Origin of the sequence: Halosimplex rubrum (assembly GCF_013415885.1) — an archaeon.
Taxonomy (GTDB): Archaea; Halobacteriota; Halobacteria; order Halobacteriales; family Haloarculaceae; genus Halosimplex; species Halosimplex rubrum.
The window spans coordinates 2,183,629-2,201,613 of the sequence record NZ_CP058910.1; the positions used below are offsets into that span (position 1 = coordinate 2,183,629).

Genomic DNA, 17,985 nt, shown 5'->3' on the forward strand with positions numbered 1-17,985 from the left:
TGTCGGCATTCATGTGTCCGTACCCCCGGCGCTGGAGACCCCTCCACAGAGTGTATCGCGCCGTCTGTCCGTGATGGCGCATTACCACTTAATCTTTCTTGATTGAACAATCAGCAACGGGAGCATAACGCGGAGGTTACCCTCCCCCATCTCCTGGGTTCGCGAGTAAGGACGTCGTTACCGACGAGCCGACTGCGGTATGGGCCCCGTTCGCATCGTAATGGAGAGGTTTCTCGCCGCGTCGGCCGGCGAGCCGTCCCAGGCGGATCCGCGCTTCGGATCGGCACGCGGGCCGCACCGTCGGTCCCGGCGGCGCCGGCCGCGGCGGTCGCGGTCCCGCAATCTCGCCTTACCGCCGACGGGCCCACCCCCTCCGCGATCGTATTCGATAACCGAGTTGTTTTCCGCCGGTGGGCGCGGGATCCGGTCGGGACGGTCGAAGTCGTGCGGCCGAACGCGCCGGTCGGCGGCCGGCGGCCGACACGTCGTGATCCCGAAGGTTCTTTGTGAGTGGGTCGGATGCGTGTGTTGTACTAGAATGGTGTCAGAGACGATCACTGGAGCACACTGGGTGGAGTGACGATGGCGGAACGAACGACGAACGGTGACGACCGCGCGACGGTTCGGGAGGGCGGACCGCGCGTGGTCCACTCGTCGGCGGCCGACCGGGAGGAGGGGGCGGACCTGAGCATCGCCGTGGTCGAAGCGATCGCCGAGGCGAAGGGGGTCGAACCGACGGAGATGGGGTCGACGCTGTACGACGCCGTCGACCCGGACGCGCTCGACCGGCTGTTCCCCGGTCAGGAGTCCGACGGCGTCACCGGGCGCGTCGTGTTCGAACTCGGCGCCCACGAGGTCACGGTGCAGTCCAACGGCGACGTACTGGTCCGACAGACCGACCCGCGCTAGTTCTCTCCCGACCCGTCACCGAGCCGAACCAGCGGATGTCCGACGGCGTCGCCGTCGAACTGGCGGCGCCCGTCGAGGACGACCACGTCGTCGAACGCTTTCCAGGGGATCGACTCGAACGCCTCGTGCGCCGTCGTGACCACGGCCAGGTCCAGCTCGCGGGCCTCGATGTCGTCCAGCGAGACGCGCTCGACACCCGCCGGCGGCGAGTCCGTGGTGACGGGGTCGACCGCGTACACCGTCTCGGCGCGGTCGGCGAGCAGTTCGGCGACGTCGACGCCGGGCGAGGCGCGCGTCTCGTCGACGCCGGGCCGGTAGGCGAGTCCGAACACCGCCGCGGTGACCTCGGCCAGGTCGCGACCCCGGTCGGCGAGCGCCTCGGTCGCCCGCTCGACCGTGTACTCGGGCATGTACTCGTTGACGTGGCGCGCCGTCTCCAGCAGCGGCGTCGCGCCCTCGAACTCCGAGATGACGAAGTAGGGGTAGTAGGGGATGCAGTGGCCCCCGACGCCCGGCCCGGGGTCGTGGATGTCGCAGAACGGCTGGGTGTTGGCCACTTCGATGGCCTCGGGCACGTCGACGCCGAACTCCCCGGCCAGCGTCGCCAGCTCGTTGGCCAGCGCGATGTTCACGTCGCGGTACAGCCCCTCGAACACCTTCACGCACTCGGCGGTCGTGGGGTCGCTGACCGCGTAGACCTCCGCGTCGGTGATCCCCCCGTAGATCAGCTCCGCGACCCGCGTGCTCTCGTCGTCGGCGCCGCCGACGACCTTCGGATGGGCACCGCGGATGTCCTCCAGCGCCCGCCCGCTCATCGTCCGTTCGGGACAGAAGGCGAGCCCGAACTCGCCGAGTCCGAGGCCGCTCTCGGCTTCGAGCCACGGGGCCACGCGGTCGCGACAGGTCCGCGGCGGGACCGTCGACTCGATTATCACGGTGTCGCCGGCGTCGAGTCCCTCGCCGACCGAGCGGACCGCGGCCTCGAGCGCCGACAGGTCCGGACGGTCGTCGGAGACGAGCGTCGGGACGATGACGACGTGGACGCTCGCCTCGCTCGCGGCGTCGACCGCGTCGGTCGTCGCCGACAGCGACCCGTCGGCGGCCAGCCGCTCGACCGCCTCGGGGAGGCCGGGCTCGCCCTCGACGGGGCACTCGCCGGCGTCGACGGCCTCGGCCACGTCGGGATCGATGTCGACGCCGGTGACCGCCCCGGACGCCTCGGCGTAGACGGCGGCCAGCGGCAGCCCCATCTTCCCGAGGCCGTACACCGCGACCGGGACGGCGCCGCCGGCGAACGCGCGTCGCTGGGCAGGTTCGTCGGCGTCGGCGCCGTAGAGCCCCGTCGGTTCCGAACGCTGGCTGCTCATGGGCGAGGTACCTCCGCGGGCGTCACGTCGGTGTCGCGCTCGGCCGCGGCCTCGATCCGCTCGGCGAGTTCGACCGCTCGGATGCCGTCCTCGCCGGTCGTCTCGGGTTCGACCCGCTCGCGGACCGACTCGGCGAACGACGAGAGCTCGTTTTTCAGCGGCTCGCCGGTCTCGACGGTCGGTCGCTCGATGACGCTCTCGTGGCGGTAGCGCACGTCGCCGTCGGTGGCGACGTACTCCGGCAGCGAGTGGCGGTGGATCTCGACGGACTGGTCCACGTAGTCGACCTCGACGTGGCAGTCCTCGGCGGTCACCGCGAGGTCGCGGACCCGCTCCTGGGTGACGCGGCTGGCGGTCAGCGACGCGACGCGACCGTCCGCGAACTCGAGCTGGGCGACGACGTGACCCCCGCTCGCCGCGCCGACGGCGGACACGTCCGTGACGGGCTCGTCGGTCAGCGAGCAGATGACGTCGATGTCGTGGATCATGAGGTCGAAGACGACGCTGTCGACGGTGTCGCGGTCGACCGGCGGACCCTGGCGGCGCGCGGCGAAGGCGATCGGGTCGGCGTCGACCATCACGTCCCCCAGAGCGCGGACCGCGGGGTTGTACCGCTCGATGTGGCCGACCTGGACGAGACAGTCCGCCCCGCGGGCGGCCGCGAGGAGGTCCCGCCCCACCGCTGGGTCGGCGACGAACGGTTTCTCGACGAGGATATCCGTCCCGGCGTCGATGGCCGCCCGCGCGACCGCCTCGTGGAACCGCGTCGGCACGACCACGGAGACGGCGTCCGCCCGGGCGAGGAGCTCGTCGCGGTCGCGGGCGGTCGTGTCGAACTCCGCGGCGACCTCGACTGCGCGGCCGGCGTCGGCGTCGGCGACGCCGACCAGGTCGACCTCGGGGAGTTCGCTGTAGACGCGAGCGTGGTGGCGACCCATGTTCCCGACGCCGACGACGCCGGTACTGACCTGGTCGCTCACGACTGTCCGCCTCCGGTGCCACCGCGGCGACGGCGCGCGCTGACCGACCTGACCCATCGTTCGACCCGTCCGAGTGCGCCGTTCGAGGCGTTCCGGGCGCAGTTCCGCAACGGGAACGTGACCGCCGGTGTCGACCGTCCGTGCTTCATGAATCACCCGGGGGTAGCGCCGAGCGTCGGCTTTGTTATGCGTTTCCTTTGACTGGTAGCCGGTCGATACGGCCCCTTCCGGCCAGCGCGGGGGTCCCGGCCTCAGTGGATAGGACGCCAGAGCGTCCATCTCGGACGATCCGTGGCACCCGGGCGATCGGGGTCAGGGTAACCGGTTCGTAACAAAGTGAGACCCACTAAACTCCCTGGTTGTGTCGAGATACGACAATGGGGTGGCTGCCAGTAGTGACAGTCCACCGACAGACCGACGCGAGGGCTGATAGGGGATGTCGACAGACGAGGAGACGCTCACGCAGGACGTCGTCTTCGACATCCTCAGTAGCGCCAGACGACGCTACGTGCTCTATCTGCTCCGCACCGAGGACGCGCCGGTCGAACTGACGGAGCTCGCCGAGGACGTGGCGGCCTGGGAGAACGACACGACTGTCGAAGATCTGACGAAACAACAGCGCAAACGCGTCTACGTCTCGCTGTATCAGACGCACGTCCCCAAACTCGAGGACGCCGGGCTGGTCCGGTACGACCAAGACACCGGCGAGGTCGAGCTGACGCAGGCGGCCAACGACGTTGACCAGTACCTGAACCCGGGCGAGCGGGAGGTGCCCTGGCAGTACCTGTATCTCCCGCTCGCGCTCCTCGGGGTCGCCCTGGTCGCCCTGTCGAACCTGAACGTGTGGATCTTCGCGGACATGACCGAGGTCACGCTCGGCGTCATCATCTTCTCCGGCTTCCTCCTCACGGTCGGCGCACACATCGTCGTGTGGACCATGAACCGCCGTCAGGTCCCCGACGACCTCCGCCGACACTCCTGACCGTCTCGTCCCGGGAGCCGCCTCGTCGAGGCGCTCTCGAACCGTCAGTACCCTCCTGAAGTCTTCCGAGACGAGCCGGCCGTTCGTCGCGACCGGCCCCGTCGGGTCGCGCCTCGATCGCTCTCGGTCGCGCGAGCGCACGCGCTCGCGACAGGGCGACGACGGCGCGTGTCAGCGGCGATGTCGGCCCGTGTGGACAGACGGCGCCGACCGGCGACGGCGCTGGTCGAACGGAGCGAGGCCGCCAGAACGCGGCGGCAGACCGAGAGTGACAGGAACCCGGGTCGGCGGTGCCGGCGGCTACTCCTCTTCGACGTCTTCCGGTAGCAGCTGCTCGGGTTCGCGCTCGTAGGCCGGCGTGTCGACGAACTGGGCGATCCGCTCCAGGTCGCTGTCGGAGATGTGTTCCGTCATCGGCTGTGATCCCGTCCCGTCGACCGATAGTAATCCGGCCCCTAAAGCCGCTTCGCGCCGCGAGACCGTCAGGTAGCGTCTCGGCACGCGACCCGCAGGTACTCGCTAGCCACCGGGTCGGAACGAGGAGACGCCGCGGAACCGAGCCGCAGCGTGGCCGCCCCCAACCCGCAGGGACTCGACACGCGGCGCGACGCGCCCGCGCTCGACGCCACCGATCCGCCGGTCGACCGCTCTCCCGAGAGCCGCGAACCGACGACGCGTCGGTGCGTGATGTCGGGAATAGCCGGCATTCCGGACCGGGGTGCCCGGTAATGCCGACCTTACTCGTCGGGTACCCATTACAAACCTATGTCTGTAAAGTTAGCCGCGGCTCGGTGGACGAGCGGACGCGAGAAACGACGGGTCGGCGCGGACGGCCGCGGAGTAAGGGAACCGTACTCGGTCGTCGAACGGGCGGACCCGGTCGTCACGGGGGGTTCGGGGAGGTCGGGTCGTGGCGGGGCGTGGCGGGGCGTCGACGACCGGCAGCTGCGCCGGGCGCCGCGAGCGGTCGAGGACGCCGCGGGGTCGCTCACACCATGTTCTCGGCTTCGATCTTGTCCCACACGTCCCGGCCCTGTTCCGTGAGGCCGTAGACGCGGCCTTTCTTGCGGTCGTCGGAGACGAGGAGGTCCACGAGCGACCGTTCCCGGAGGCGCTGGAGCGCCCGCGAGACGTGCGCGATGCCCACGTCCTCGTCGGAAGCGATCTGCGACGGCGTCGAGGGGCCGTCTGCGAGTCGCTTGAGAACTGCGACGCGATACCGCGAACTGATGACGAAGCTGACGTCGTCCCAATCTGTGCTCATTGTTGCGATGTAGTGTCGGACGGGTGCATCCTGCTACCGGTCGGTGACCGGGAATTCACGCGGACATTGTCGTCGGGACCCGCTTGCGTCCCACTTTCCGCTGTACTCACACCGAGTCGGCTACCACGTAAAGAGGTTTCGACGCTCCAGAAATTTCGCTCCGCGTACCGCGATTACGACGGTCTGAACCGCCGCCCCGAACCGGCCGCCGAGCGCGTAGCCTCGACATAACAATCCCCCTGGCTCGCGCGGAGCCGCGCATGGACGTAGCGGCCCTCCGCGACGGACTCGCCCCCCGCGACGGACTCGCCCCCCACGACGGACTCGCCGACCGTCGTCCGCCGGCGGACCGCACGGGACCCGACCGACGCCCGCCCGACGACCGCACTCGACCGACAGGCGGGCGGCCGTAGCATGTGGCCGTGGGAACACCTCGCCGTCGGCTACCTCGCCTACGCCGTCGTCGGCCGGCTCGTCTGGCGCGAACCGCCGACGGGGACGACCGCCGCCGCCGTCGCCGTGGGGACGCAGTTCCCCGACCTCGTCGACAAGCCGCTGGGCTGGTGGCTCGGCGTGCTCCCCGGCGGGACGACGCTGGCCCACTCGCTGCTGACCGCGGTCCCGCTGAGCCTCGCCGTCCTGGCCCTCGGCGCCGCGGCCGGTCGCGAGCGCCCCGCCCTCGCGTTCGTCGTCGGCTACCTGAGTCACCTCCCCGGGGACGTGCTCTACCCGGTCGTCCTCGGGGGCGACGCGAAGCTGTGGTTCCTCCTGTGGCCGCTCCGGGCCGCTCCCGGGGACGGCCCCGACCACACGATCACGCACGTGCTGGCGCTGGCCGAGCAGTTCCTCGGGTTTCTCGCCACCCCCCTCGGCGCCGCCTACCTGACGGCCGAACTGCTCCTGCTGGCGCTGGCCGGCTGGGTCTGGACGCTCGACGGCCGCCCGGGGCTCGCCTGGGTGCTCCCGCGGCCGGACCGCGCCGAGAACTTCTGATCGGGACGGGCGGTTCCGGGGCGCCCGGGACCGCCCGCGGCTCGTGAACACGAGGCGAGCATATATAACAGTCGAGTGAGAAGTGGGGGTATGGGGTCAGAGCAGCCACCGGAGAGCCGGTCGAGTGACGACGACCGGCGACGAGCCGGGGATCCGCACGGAGCCCGAGGGGAGAGCGACGCGTCCGCCGAGGACGCGACGAGCACGTCGACCACCGAACGGGGGAGTCGCGACGCCGCCAGCGAGCGGCCGGTGTCGGTCGACGACCTCTTCGAGTTGCTGGCTCGCCCCGGCAACAGGTTCACGCTGGCGTACCTGAGCCGGGCGGACGGGCCGGTCCCCTACGAGGACCTCGTCGAGAACGTCGTCGACGGGGCGGAGACCCCCGGCGACCTCTCGAGGGACGACTTCCGCGACCAGGTCGCGACCAGACTCGTCCACTCGAACCTCCCGAAGCTCGACGACGCCGGGCTCGTCGAGTACGACCGCGAGCGGCGGACCGTCCGGGCGACCGAGGCGACCGCGGTCGCGGTCCCGTACCTCGAACTCGCGATGGACCAGTTCCCCGCGGAGTGACGCCCTCGCGGCGGACCGGTCGCCCGCGGCGCGAGCGGCCGGCGACGCGCGTCGACCGGCGCCGTGTCGCGACGGCGGGGCCCGCAAGCGCTCCATAACAAAGGTCGACCCGTGCCGAGCGTCGACCGTCACATGAGCGAGCACGACCTCTCGACCGTCCGGACCGGCGACGGCTGCGACATCGCCGAGACGGCGGTCGTCGGCGAGCCCGGGGGCTCGGGCGACGCGTACACCCGAATCGGCGACGACGCCACCGTCCGCGGCGGCACCATCGTCTACACCGACGTCGAGATCGGCGACGGCTTCTCGACGGGGCACCACGCGCTGGTCCGGAGCGGTACCACCGTCGGCGACGACGTCCTCGTCGGGAGCCAGGCGGTCCTCGACGGCGACGTGACCCTCGGGTCGCGCGTCAGCTGCCAGACCGGCGTCTACCTCCCGCCGAAGACGACCGTCGGCGACGACGTGTTCCTCGGTCCCCACGCCGTCGTCACGAACGACCCGTACCCGGTGCGGGCGCGGAGCGAACTCGTCGGCGCCACCCTCGAATCGAACGTCTCCGTGGGCGCGAACGCGACGATCCTCCCCGACGTGACCGTCGGCGAGGGGTCGTTCGTCGCCGCGGGCTCGGTCGTCACCGAGGACGTGCCGCCCGGGACGCTGGCGATGGGCAACCCGGCGCGCCACGAACCGCTGCCCGACGAGCTCGACGGGGGGAACGAGCTGTGAGCCTCGAAGACCACCGACAGATCCCCGTCGCCGAGCCCGCCCTGGGCAGCGAGGAGCGCGAGCGCGTCCGGGAAGTGCTCGACAGCGGGATGATAGCCGACGGCGAGGAGGTCCGCGCCTTCGAGCGGGAGTTCGCCACCACCTGCCACGTCGACCGCGGCGTCGCCACCTCCAACGGGACGACGGCGCTGCACACCGCCCTGCGAGCCTGCGGGATCGGCGAGGGCGACACCGTCGTCACGACGCCGTTTTCCTTCGTCGCGACCGCCAACGCCGTCCGCTTCTGCGGCGCCGAACCCGTCTTCGCCGACATCGACCCCGACACCTACAACCTCGACCCGACCGCGGTCCGCGAGGCCATCGAGATCCGCGGCGGCGACGTGGACGCGGTCCTCCCGGTCCACCTCTACGGGCTGCCCGCGCCGATGGACGAGATCGCCGCGATCGCCGAGGAGTACGACGCCGCCGTCGTCGAGGACGCGGCCCAGGCCCACGGCGCCCGCTACCGCGACGAGCCGGTGGGGTCGCTGGGCGACGCCGCCGCCTTCTCCTTTTACCCGACGAAGAACATGACCACCGGCGAGGGCGGGATGGTCGTCACCGACGACGAGGCGGTCGCCGACCGCGCCGAGCGGTTCGTCAACCACGGCCGGAACGAGCGGTACGACCACGTCGAACTCGGGCACAACTTCCGGATGACGAACATCGCCGCCGCCATCGGTCGCGTCCAGCTCAAGCGGCTCTCGCGGTTCGTCCGCGCGCGCCGGGACAACGCCGCCGCGCTCACCGAGGCGCTCGCCGAGGCGCCCGTCGACCCGCCGACGGTCCCCGACGGCGTCGACCACGCCTTCCACCAGTACACCGTCCGGGCGCCCGACCGCGAGCGGCTGGTCGCCCACCTCGACGACCACGGGATCGACACCGGCGTCTACTACCCCACGCCGATCCACGAGCAGCCGGCCTACGAGGGCGTCGACGAGCGGTTCCCCGTCGCCGAGCGGGCCGCGGCGGAAGTCGTCTCGCTGCCGGTCCACCCCGGCGTCTCGGAGGGGGACCGCGGAGCGATCGCCGACGCGCTCGCGCTGTACCAGCCGCAGTAGGAAAGAGTCGCAGTCGGTTTCCTCTCAGACTTCGACCGCGGACCGCCCGCGAGCCGCGGCGCCGTCGTCCAGGTGTCGACGCGCCCAGAGCTCCAGCCCCGTCAGCGCCGCGACCGGCGCGAACGTCGACAGCTCGCCCTCGGCGAGGCGGTCCCGCAGTGCCGACACGGCGTCGGCGTCGAGGGGATCGCGCCGGGCGACGCCGTCGAGGAGGTCGTCGACGAACCGCCGGAAGCGGTCGTCGGTCGCGTACCGGCGGGCGTAGGCGTCGCCGCCCGCCGCTCCGCGCTCGCCGTCCGGCTCCTCGTCCCGAGACGCGGTCGGGTCGCCGGCCGGTCCCGTCGGGATCCCCGCCAGGTCGGAGCCGAGCCGGTCGGCAATCGCCCGGCGGATCGGTGGGGAACCCGCGCCGACCGGCGCCGAGATGGGCCGCGTCCCGGTCCGGTAGGCGGCGGGCATGCGGGCGGCGGTGTCTAGGAGCGGCCCGCTCGCGAGCGTCCTGGTACCGACCTGCCGGCGCTGGACCGCGCGACTCCGCAACTCGGTGGCGGCGCGCACCTGCCCGGCCGCGTCGACGGCCGTCCGCTCGGTCGGTCCGTCGACGCCGGCCGCGACGACCGCGTCGACCGAGTCCAGCGGGTCCGCGTCGACCGCGAGCAGGTCCCGGACCGACTCCGCGGGGAGGACGCGCTCGTGTTCGTAGAGCGCGCTCGCCGCCGAATCGTCCGCGCCGATGGCGCCCGCCCACGTCGCCGCGTCGAGGGCGGCGTCGCCGTGGACGAGCACGTCCGCGTCTTCGTGGAGCCCGTCGGTCACGTAGGGGAGCGCGTCGACGGCCGACCACGCCACCATCGCGTCGGTCGCCGCCACGGCGTCGGCGACGGCGTCGACGAGGTGGTGGTCCGGGTCTCCGTGGGCCTGCGTGTTCGGTCCCCCGAGGTGGGCGGCGACCCGCGCCGCCGTCTCCCTGTCACCGCCTCCCGGGCGTCCGCACGTGAGCGTCCGGACCGGGGGCGACTGGTCGGCGAGCACCGCCGCGGCGATCCGGCTGTCGGCGTCAGCCGGGAACCAGAGCGTCCAGTCGCCCGCCGTCGTCGCCACGTCCGCGAGCGCGCGCCGGTAGTCGGCGAGCCACCGGTCGGGGTACCCCGACGGCGCCAGCCCCTCGGCGGCCGGCTCCCAGTAGCGTTCGGTCGACACCTCGCCGTCGACGGTCAGTCGCGTCGCCGGCGGGAGGCTCCCGACCGCCTCGACGAGCGTCCGGTCGCCGACGACGCCACCGAACAGCAGCAGGTCACCCACCGCCCGGGCGTCGAGAGTCGGGTCGTCGCGCTCGGCGACCAGCGGACCGAGTTCCGACGCGAAGGCGACGTCGTCGATCCCGTCGTCTCCCGCCGCGCCGGCGTCGGCCGTCGCGTAGTAGAGCGGGCGACTCCCCGCCTTGTCGGTCACCAGGTGGACCGCGCCCGCGCGGGTGTCGACGCAGGCCAGCGCGAACGGCCCGTCGAGCCGCGCCAGCGTGTCCCGCGAGTCGTCGGCGACCCCCCGGAAGAGGTCGCCCCACGACAGCGCCAGCCGGTCGCGGTTCGAGACGACGCCGTAGACGACGCCGAGGAGGCCGTCGCCCCGCCAGACGACGTTCGCGTCCGGGTCGCGCGTCCCGTGTTCGAGCACGCCAACGGCGGCCGCCCCGTCGCTCGCGCTCTCCAGTTCGTACCAGTCCTCGTCGACCATCGCCCCGGCCATCTCGTCCAGCCGCCCGCCGCCCGCAGATCGTCCGATCAGTCCCGTCATGGCCCGGACGTGACTGCAGCCGGGTATTGTTATAGGGACCCTGCGGCGGCCCGTCCGCGATATCGATCCCGATACCGCCGCCTCGCTCCGCTCCACGCAGCCTCCCGGTTCGCCGTCCGCCGATATCTACTGCCGAAATCGAATAACAGTATCAAAACTATACATCCGAAACAGCAGTTATCGATCATATCTGGCCGATCGATACCTAAATCGCCTATCGAGCCACCCTTATCTGTCTAGAGCGACGTTCGATCGTACAGCAGTCGTCTGATTCGGTTACGGTGAACCACCCCGTCCATCAGACAGTCGCAGATCGATATCTCGATATCTCGTTTATGAGCGCGGATGCCCGGGATACTGTCACGGGAGAACTTCGTCTCCCACACCACCCTCTCGATTTTCATAAATATTCATAGATAACATTAGAAGTGGTAGTACTGTGCAGTCTATATTTCCCAAGTCGTCCGACCCCGGCTGTAGGCGCCGTGACGGCCGAGGAGGCGAGGACGGGTAGTCGCGCCATAACAATCCGTGCGTGCGGCCTGGACTACCCCATGACGAGGTATCGAGACGCGTGGGATCGGTAGTCCTCTCCGTCGACGCGGAGCTGGCCTGGGGGTTCGTCGATCACGGCGAGCCGCCGAGCGACCGGGTCGAAAGCGGTCGCGAGGGGTGGCGACGGCTCCGGCGGCTCTGCGAGGCGTACGACGTGCCGGCGACCTGGGCGGTCGTCGCCCATCTGCTACACGACGAGTGCGACGGTCGCCACGACGACCACCCGATCGGCCCCGGGTGGTTCGCGCGCGAGCGAGGGGAGTGGGCCGAGCGGCCCGACCTGACGCGGGGCCCCGAACTCGTCGAAGAGCTGCGAGCGTCGCCCGTCGCCCACGATATCGGCTGTCACACGTACAGCCACGTCGAGTTCGGCGCGCCGGGGACGACCCGGGCGATGGCGGCCGCCGAGCTGGAGCGCAGTCGGGCGCTCATGGACGAGTGGGGGATCGACGGCCGATCGTTCGTCTTCCCCCGCAACAACGTGGGGCACGTCGACCTGCTGGCCGACTACGGCTTCGAGGTGTACCGCGGGCGCCGCCCCGTCGAACGGCGGTCGCTCCCGGAGAAACTCCGGACCGTCGCAGTCGGTGACGGCCGTCCTCCGCTCGTCCGCCCGACGGTCGACGACGACGGCCTCGTGAACCTGCCGGCGTCGCTGTTCCTCTACAGCTACGAGGGGCTGCCGTTGCGGGCGACGAAGCCGTTCGTCGGCGACCCCGTCGTCGAACTCGTCGAGCGCGGGCTGGACGCAGCGGCCGAGGGCGAGGGCGTCCTCCACCTCTGGCTGCACCCGAACAACCTGGTCGACGACGCCGCGGTCGAACGGATCGAGGCGGTCCTCCGGGCCGTCGACGAGCGCCGCGACGCGGTCCCCGTCGAGACGATGGCGGAGGTCGCGGCCCGGCGGCGCCCCCAGCGGGTGCGGTCGGAGACTCGCGACTGAAGCGAGCGCGCCCTCGAACCCCCCGTTTCAACGATCGATTCTCGCAAAACCGGGAGCCGCGCGGCTCTCAGGCGACGTATAACTATCAGTACGGTGTCCCAACTCGGGGGCAATGCGTGTCGACCAGCGAACGGACGAATCGCGCGTCCCCGCCAGTGATCGCGGCGAGCGGCGCCGAACCGGCGTATCGACCGAGCGGACGGCTCCCGTGGGGGTGAGCCGTCGTGACGAGTGACCCGGCGAGCGGGCTCGACGGGGAGTCGGTCCTCGTGACCGGCGGGGCGGGCTTCGTCGGGAGCCACCTCGCGGCCGCGCTGGCCGACCGCTGCGAGGTCACCGTGCTGGACGACTGTTCGACGGGCGACCCCGCGAACGTCCCCGACGGTGCGACCCTGGTGAGGGGCGACGTGCGCGACCCGACCGACCTCGGGCCAGCGATGCGGGGGGTCGACGTCGTCTTCCACCAGGCGGCGCTGGCCGACGTGCGCGCCTCGATCCGGTCGCCGGTCGAGGGGCACCGTCGGACCGCGTCGGGGACGGTGAAGGTCCTCGACGCGGCCCGCCGGGAAGACGCCCGGGTCGTCACCGCCTCCAGCGCCGCGGTCTACGGCCAACCGGACACGCTCCCGATCCGCGAGTCCGACCGGAAGACGCCCCTCACTCCCTACGGGATCGACAAGCTCGCGGCCGACCAGTACACGCGGCGGTTCGCCGATCGCTACGGCATGGAGACGGTCGCGTTGCGGTACTTCAACGTGTACGGTCCGGGGGAGCGGAGCGACCGGACCGGCACCGACGACGTGGTCGGCGCCTTCCTCGACCGAGCGCGCTCCGACAGCGTGCTCCCGATCGACGGCGACGGGACCCAGACCCGCGATTTCGTCCACGTCGACGACGTGGTGCAGGCGAACCTCCGCGCGGCGACGACCGACGCGACCGGGCGGGCCTACAACGTCGGCAGCGGCACCGGCGTCTCCGTGCGGGAGGTCGCCGAGCGAGTCACTCGGCTGGTCGGTTCGGACAGCGAGGTCGTCCACGGGAACCCCCGCGAAGGGGACATCAAACACAGTCGGGCGGCGCTCGGACGCGCGCGCAGTCGGCTCGGGTACGAGCCGACCTACGACTTCGAGGAGGGGCTGGCGACGCTGGTCGACCGGGCGACCGTTCCGAGCTGAAGCGCCGTTCGGAACCGGCCTACACCGCCGTATGAGATCCATAACAAAACCCGCGCTTCGCCTAGGACCGACCGGCGACCACAACGCACATGTATCAGGACACGACAATCGGCGTCGTCGTGCCGGCGTACAACGAAGCGGGCTTCGTCGGCGACGTCATCGACTCGATCCCGGCGTTCGTCGACCGTATCTACCCCGTCGACGACGCCTCCACGGACGGCACCTGGGACGAGATCCGCGAGCACGCACAGCGACAGAACACGCCGACACCGGAACTCGTCGGCGACGGCGGGACCCAGCGGCGGGTCGTCCCGATCCAGCACAGCGAGAACAGGGGCGTCGGCGGCGCCATCAAGACCGGCTACCAGCGCGCGGTGGCCGACGGCGTCGAGGTCGTCACCGTCATGGGCGGCGACGGCCAGATGGACCCCGACATCATCGAGCGCATCATCGACCCGGTCGTCGACGGCCGGGCCGACTACGCCAAGGGCAACCGCCTCCTCCTGGGCGACCACTACGACTCGATGCCCCGCTTTCGCTACGTCGGTAACGTCACGCTCACCTACCTCACACGCATCGCGAGCGGCTACTGGGAGATCGGCGACCCCCAGAACGGCTACACCGCCATCTCCGCCGAGGCCATCGAGGCCGCGGACCTCGACGAGATGTACGAGTTCTACGGCTACTGCAACGATCTGCTCGTCCGACTGAACGTCGCCAACATGCGCGTCGTCGACGTGCCGACCCCCGCCGTCTACGGCGACGAGGAGAGCCACATCGACTACTCGACGTACATCCCCCGAGTCTCCGGCATGCTGCTCGGGAACTTCCTGTGGCGCCTCCGCGCCAAGTACGTCGCCGACCACCCCCACCCGGTCGCCCTGTGTTACCTGCTCGGCGCCGGCGGGTTCGCGACCGGGCTCGCCGGCGTCCTGCTCGCCCTCCTGAACGGGACGGCCGGCCCCGCCCTGGCCGCCGTCGGGTTCGGGCTGTGCTTTCTCCTCCTGGCAATGGTTCTGGACAAGCGATCGAACGACCACCTCACGACTGTCGCCTCGGCGACACCGACCTGAACTCGACCCGAGTTCCCGCCCGGGTAAGCGGTTCCTACGCCGCGTACAACGCGGTCTGAGCGCACCTGGCTCTCTCGATATCGGCAGCGACCGGTCGTTCGAACGGCCTGTGCTACCGGTTCCCACTGCAAGTACCCGGATAGTATCCCGATACCGTCCCGCAACCGTCTATCGGACAAGTCATTTCATACGGACAGTAGCGTTATACGAGTAGGTGGGCATTACCGGAAACGTGACCCCCGAGTCGTGGCGGGCCGCGGCCGCCACGCGGGACGAGCCACGGAGTAAGCATGACCGAAGACAACGAGAACGCCGACGTGTGGACGGATAGACAGACGAAGTCGCGGGGAGCGCAGGCCCTCCCGACGGACTGGCGCGACCAGCCCGTCGACCCCGACTTAGAAGAGAACCTCGGCTACGAGCTGATCGCGTGGGAGAAGATCAACGTCGTCGACGACCCGGACCAGGTCATCTTCCTGCCGGACTCCGAAGAGCAGCTGCGGGACGACGCCTTCATCGTCTCCTCCGAGAGCGCGGTGTGTGACCTGACGGACAAGCGATGAGCCGCCGGGCGAGGACGGCTCGCGGCTTCGGTCACGGACGCGACGAGTAGCGACGGGTCACTCCACCGTGACGCTCTTGGCCAGGTTGCGCGGTTTGTCGACGGGTCGGTCCAGCAACGTCGCGGTGTGATAGGACAGCAGCTGGAGCTGGACGTTCGCCAGGACGCCGACGAGCTCGGGATGGCTTTCTGGCACCCACAGCACGTCGTCGGCGACCTCGGCCACTTCTCTCTCCGAGCGCGGGGCGACCGCCACGACCGGCGCCCCCCGCGCGCTCACTTCCTCGATGCTCCCGACGAGCTTCTCGGTGTGCTGACCCGTGCAGATGGCGAACACCGGGGTCGAGGGGGTCACGAGCGCCAGCGGTCCGTGTTTGAGCTCGCCGGCGGGGAACCCCTCGGCGTGCTCGTAGGAGATCTCCTTGAGCTTCAGCGCCCCCTCCAGCGCGACGGGGTGACCCGTCCCGCGGCCGATGAAGAAGTACGCGTCGCTGTCGTCGTAGCGGGTCGCCAGCGCGCTCGCCGAGGAGTCGGCCAGGATGGTCTCGACGGCGTCGGGCACGTCGTCGAGCGCGGCCGGCAGTCCCTCGGTCGCCGAGCCCGTACCGCCCGCCTCGCGGGCGATCCGCTCGGCGAGCAGGCCGAGCGTCGCCACCTGCGAGGAGAACGTCTTCGTCGCGGCGACGCCGATCTCCGGCCCGGCCCGGATCAGGACGGTGTCGTCGCACTCGCGGGCGGCCGTCGATCCGACGACGTTCGTCACCGCCAGCGTCCGCAGCCCCTCGGAGGCGCCCCGTCGGAGCGCCGCGAGCGTGTCGGCGGTCTCGCCGCTCTGGGTGACCCCCACGAGGACGGTCCCGTCCTCCGTCGGCGGGGCCGTCACCGCGTACTCGCTGGCGAGGTACGCGCGGGCCGGGACGCCCCGTTCGCGCAGCAGTTGCGCCCCGTACAGCGCGGCGTGATAGGAGGTGCCACAGGCGACGAAGTGGACGCGGTCCGCGTCGGCGAAGGCGCCGGCCGACAGCGACTCGAAGGCGACCCCGTCGCCGTCGGCCCGACCGCGCACGGCCTGAGCGATCGCCGTCGGCTGTTCGTCGATCTCCTTGCGCATGTAGTGGTCGAAGGCCCCTTTCTCCACGTCCTCGGAGGTCCAGTCGACCGTCTCGACGCTCCGGTCGACGGGCGCGCCACCGGTGTCGGTGATGTCGTAGCCTCCGGGCGTGACCCGGACCACGTCGCCGTCTTCGAGGTAGACCACGTCGTCGGTGAACTCCAGGAACGCCGGCACGTCGCTGGCGAGGTAGTACGAGTCGTCGCTGACGCCGAAGACGAGCGGCGACCCCTGGCGGGCGGCGTAGACGACCTCCTCGTCCTCGTGGACCATGGCGATCGCGTAGCTGCCCGACAGGTCGTCGACCGCGCGCCGGAAGGCGGCCTCGACGCCCGCGCCCTCGTCGACGTAGGCCTCGACGAGATGCGGGACGACTTCGGTGTCCGTGTCGCTGGAGAAGGTGTGTCCCATCTCGGAGAGCCGCTCGCGGAGTTCGCCGTGGTTCTCGATGATCCCGTTGTGGACGACGGCCAGGTCACCGTAGCAGTCCGTGTGCGGGTGGGCGTTCGCGTTCGTCGGCGGGCCGTGCGTGCTCCAGCGGGTGTGACCGAGCCCGACGCGACCGGCCATCGAGCTCCGCGAGAGCAGGTCGGCGAGCTCGTCGACCTTCCCCTCGCGCTTGACGACCTCGACGCCGCTGCCGTCGACGACGGCGACCCCCGCCGAGTCGTAGCCGCGGTACTCGAGGTTCTGGAGTCCGGTCAGCAGCGTCGACACCGCGTCGTCGTCGCCGACCGCGGCGGTGATGCCGCACATCACCGCCACCTCCGGGCGGCCGGCGCTGCTCCGTCGGTTTCGGTCCGGTCGGTTCGGTCGACAGGCGACTCTGTCATGCTTCCGCGTAACCGAGAACGTGACATTGTTATGTATCGACTTGCCCGGACGAGCGCGGGGTAGGCGGTCGGTACGTTCGACGGCCGGTCGCGCCGAACCCGGCTACGGCTCGACGACGAGCCGCCGCTCGGCGCAGAAGTGCTCGAGCGCGTCCGCGAAGTCCGCGACCGCGTACTCGCGTCCGCCGATCCGGCAGGGGAACACGCCGGCGAGCGCGTCGTCGCAGTAGAGCGCGGCGGTCACGCGCGGCGGGACGAGCGCCCGGGCGGTCTCCTCGGCCATCGCGGAGTCGAGTTCCCGCCGCTCGAAGAACGGGCTCGCGGTGGCGTCGTGGTCCTCGCCCCACTCGTCGAGTTCGGCGATACGGTCGAGGAGCGACCGTTCGGCGTCGGTTCCAGCGCAGGTCTCGCACAGACAGAGCCGGTTCCCGGTGACCGTCACGGAGACGCCGTCGATCGACGACCCCGCCGCCAGCTCGTCGAGTCGCGCGATCAGCGCCTCCTGGCTCGACTTGGCGCCCAGCGGCGGCAGCATCGAGCGGACGAACACGTCGACGCGTCGTTCGTCGGCCGACTCGAAGCGGTCGGCGGTCGCGTCCATCCACGCCCGAAACCCGGGGTCGGCGGTCGGCTCCGAGTGCGAGATATCCGTCGAATCCGAGCGGTCTCGTGTCACGGTTGGGTCGGACAAGCTCCGGGACGCTCTTGAATCGCCCGACCGTTTACCGCGAGAGCGCCGAGTAGGGCGCTCGAACACAGCGGTAACGCGCTTCGGACGGTTGGTAACGCCCTCCGGAACTGCCGGCGGCCGCTCCGTTTCGGTCGTCCGGACCGTCCCGCGTCGGCCCGATCCCGTTCGGACCAACCGCGCCGATCCGGTCGGACGGACCGGCTCCCGCTCGGAACCCACCGATCCCCGGCCAGAACCCACCGTCCCCAGTTAGAACCCGTCGATCGCCACCGGTCTCGGCCGCGCATTCGCCGGTACCGATCACGTACTCGCCGGTAGCCGGGTCCTTCCGGTGGCCCCACCTTTTTG

16 protein-coding genes are annotated in these 17,985 nt (G+C 70.8%); 10 read left to right on the plus strand and 6 right to left on the minus strand.

What is annotated here, in order from left to right; genetic code table 11:
- Positions 1 to 582 precede the first annotated feature (582 nt).
- Positions 583 to 909: a HalOD1 output domain-containing protein gene (locus tag HZS55_RS10860; RefSeq protein ID WP_179911691.1), complete on the plus strand. Its 327-nt coding sequence runs from the start codon at positions 583 to 585 to the stop codon at positions 907 to 909.
- On the opposite strand, the gene HZS55_RS10865 is transcribed toward HZS55_RS10860, so the two are convergent.
- Both HZS55_RS10865 and HZS55_RS10870 read right to left on the minus strand, forming a co-directional pair.
- Positions 906 to 2,276: a nucleotide sugar dehydrogenase gene (locus HZS55_RS10865; protein ID WP_179911692.1), complete on the minus strand. Its 1,371-nt coding sequence runs from the start codon at positions 2,274 to 2,276 to the stop codon at positions 906 to 908. The two genes, HZS55_RS10860 and HZS55_RS10865, sit on opposite strands and share 4 nt — an antisense overlap.
- On the minus strand, positions 2,273 to 3,313 hold the full coding sequence (locus HZS55_RS10870) for a Gfo/Idh/MocA family protein (protein WP_179911693.1): 1,041 nt from the start codon (positions 3,311 to 3,313) through the stop codon (positions 2,273 to 2,275). The genes HZS55_RS10865 and HZS55_RS10870 overlap by 4 nt, the downstream gene beginning before the upstream one ends.
- 379 nt (positions 3,314 to 3,692) lie before the next feature.
- Here HZS55_RS10870 and HZS55_RS10875 point away from each other — a divergent pair, with 379 nt between their 5' ends.
- Complete coding sequence (locus HZS55_RS10875) at positions 3,693 to 4,238, plus strand: DUF7344 domain-containing protein (RefSeq protein ID WP_179911694.1); 546 nt, start codon at positions 3,693 to 3,695, stop codon at positions 4,236 to 4,238.
- Between the two features lie 988 nt (positions 4,239 to 5,226).
- Here HZS55_RS10875 and HZS55_RS10880 read toward each other — a convergent pair.
- On the minus strand, positions 5,227 to 5,502 hold the full coding sequence (locus HZS55_RS10880; RefSeq protein WP_135364034.1) for a winged helix-turn-helix domain-containing protein: 276 nt from the start codon (positions 5,500 to 5,502) through the stop codon (positions 5,227 to 5,229).
- 414 nt (positions 5,503 to 5,916) lie between these two features.
- Here HZS55_RS10880 and HZS55_RS10885 point away from each other — a divergent pair, with 414 nt between their 5' ends.
- The 4 genes from HZS55_RS10885 (at position 5,917) to HZS55_RS10900 (ending at position 8,900) form a co-directional block, all read left to right on the plus strand.
- Positions 5,917 to 6,495 (plus strand): metal-dependent hydrolase, encoded by a 579-nt coding sequence (locus HZS55_RS10885; RefSeq protein WP_179911695.1) that lies wholly within the window; start codon positions 5,917 to 5,919, stop codon positions 6,493 to 6,495.
- Positions 6,496 to 6,585: 90 nt separating this feature from the next.
- Positions 6,586 to 7,071, plus strand: a complete 486-nt coding sequence (locus HZS55_RS10890) for a DUF7344 domain-containing protein (RefSeq protein WP_179911696.1) — start codon at positions 6,586 to 6,588, stop codon at positions 7,069 to 7,071.
- Positions 7,072 to 7,203: 132 nt separating this feature from the next.
- On the plus strand, positions 7,204 to 7,800 hold the full coding sequence (locus HZS55_RS10895; RefSeq protein WP_246308410.1) for an acyltransferase: 597 nt from the start codon (positions 7,204 to 7,206) through the stop codon (positions 7,798 to 7,800).
- Positions 7,797 to 8,900, plus strand: coding sequence for a DegT/DnrJ/EryC1/StrS family aminotransferase (locus tag HZS55_RS10900; protein ID WP_179911698.1), 1,104 nt, complete (start codon positions 7,797 to 7,799; stop codon positions 8,898 to 8,900). Before HZS55_RS10895 ends, HZS55_RS10900 begins: the two co-directional genes overlap by 4 nt.
- Positions 8,901 to 8,924: 24 nt before the next feature.
- Here HZS55_RS10900 and HZS55_RS10905 read toward each other — a convergent pair whose 3' ends face one another.
- Positions 8,925 to 10,694, minus strand: coding sequence for an asparagine synthase-related protein (locus HZS55_RS10905; protein WP_179911699.1), 1,770 nt, complete (start codon positions 10,692 to 10,694; stop codon positions 8,925 to 8,927).
- Between the two features lie 574 nt (positions 10,695 to 11,268).
- On the opposite strand from HZS55_RS10905, the gene HZS55_RS10910 reads away from it, so the two are divergent.
- From HZS55_RS10910 to HZS55_RS10925, 4 genes are all read left to right on the plus strand, one after another.
- On the plus strand, positions 11,269 to 12,192 hold the full coding sequence (locus HZS55_RS10910; RefSeq protein WP_179911700.1) for a polysaccharide deacetylase family protein: 924 nt from the start codon (positions 11,269 to 11,271) through the stop codon (positions 12,190 to 12,192).
- A gap of 224 nt (positions 12,193 to 12,416) precedes the next feature.
- A complete protein-coding gene (locus HZS55_RS10915; protein ID WP_179911701.1) occupies positions 12,417 to 13,367 on the plus strand; it encodes an NAD-dependent epimerase/dehydratase family protein in 951 nt (316 codons plus the stop codon).
- An 89-nt stretch (positions 13,368 to 13,456) separates the two neighbouring features.
- The gene (locus HZS55_RS10920; RefSeq protein ID WP_179911702.1) at positions 13,457 to 14,440 is read left to right on the plus strand and encodes a glycosyltransferase family 2 protein; all 984 of its coding nucleotides are present in this window, start codon (positions 13,457 to 13,459) and stop codon (positions 14,438 to 14,440) included.
- A gap of 290 nt (positions 14,441 to 14,730) precedes the next feature.
- The gene (locus tag HZS55_RS10925; RefSeq protein ID WP_246308411.1) at positions 14,731 to 15,003 is read left to right on the plus strand and encodes a hypothetical protein; all 273 of its coding nucleotides are present in this window, start codon (positions 14,731 to 14,733) and stop codon (positions 15,001 to 15,003) included.
- A gap of 57 nt (positions 15,004 to 15,060) precedes the next feature.
- Here HZS55_RS10925 and glmS read toward each other — a convergent pair whose 3' ends face one another.
- Positions 15,061 to 16,869 (minus strand): glutamine--fructose-6-phosphate transaminase (isomerizing), encoded by a 1,809-nt coding sequence (gene glmS / locus HZS55_RS10930; RefSeq protein ID WP_179911703.1) that lies wholly within the window; start codon positions 16,867 to 16,869, stop codon positions 15,061 to 15,063.
- Between the two features lie 180 nt (positions 16,870 to 17,049).
- The gene (locus HZS55_RS10935; RefSeq protein ID WP_179911704.1) at positions 17,050 to 17,622 is read right to left on the minus strand and encodes an HTH domain-containing protein; all 573 of its coding nucleotides are present in this window, start codon (positions 17,620 to 17,622) and stop codon (positions 17,050 to 17,052) included.
- Positions 17,623 to 17,985: the final 363 nt, after the last annotated feature.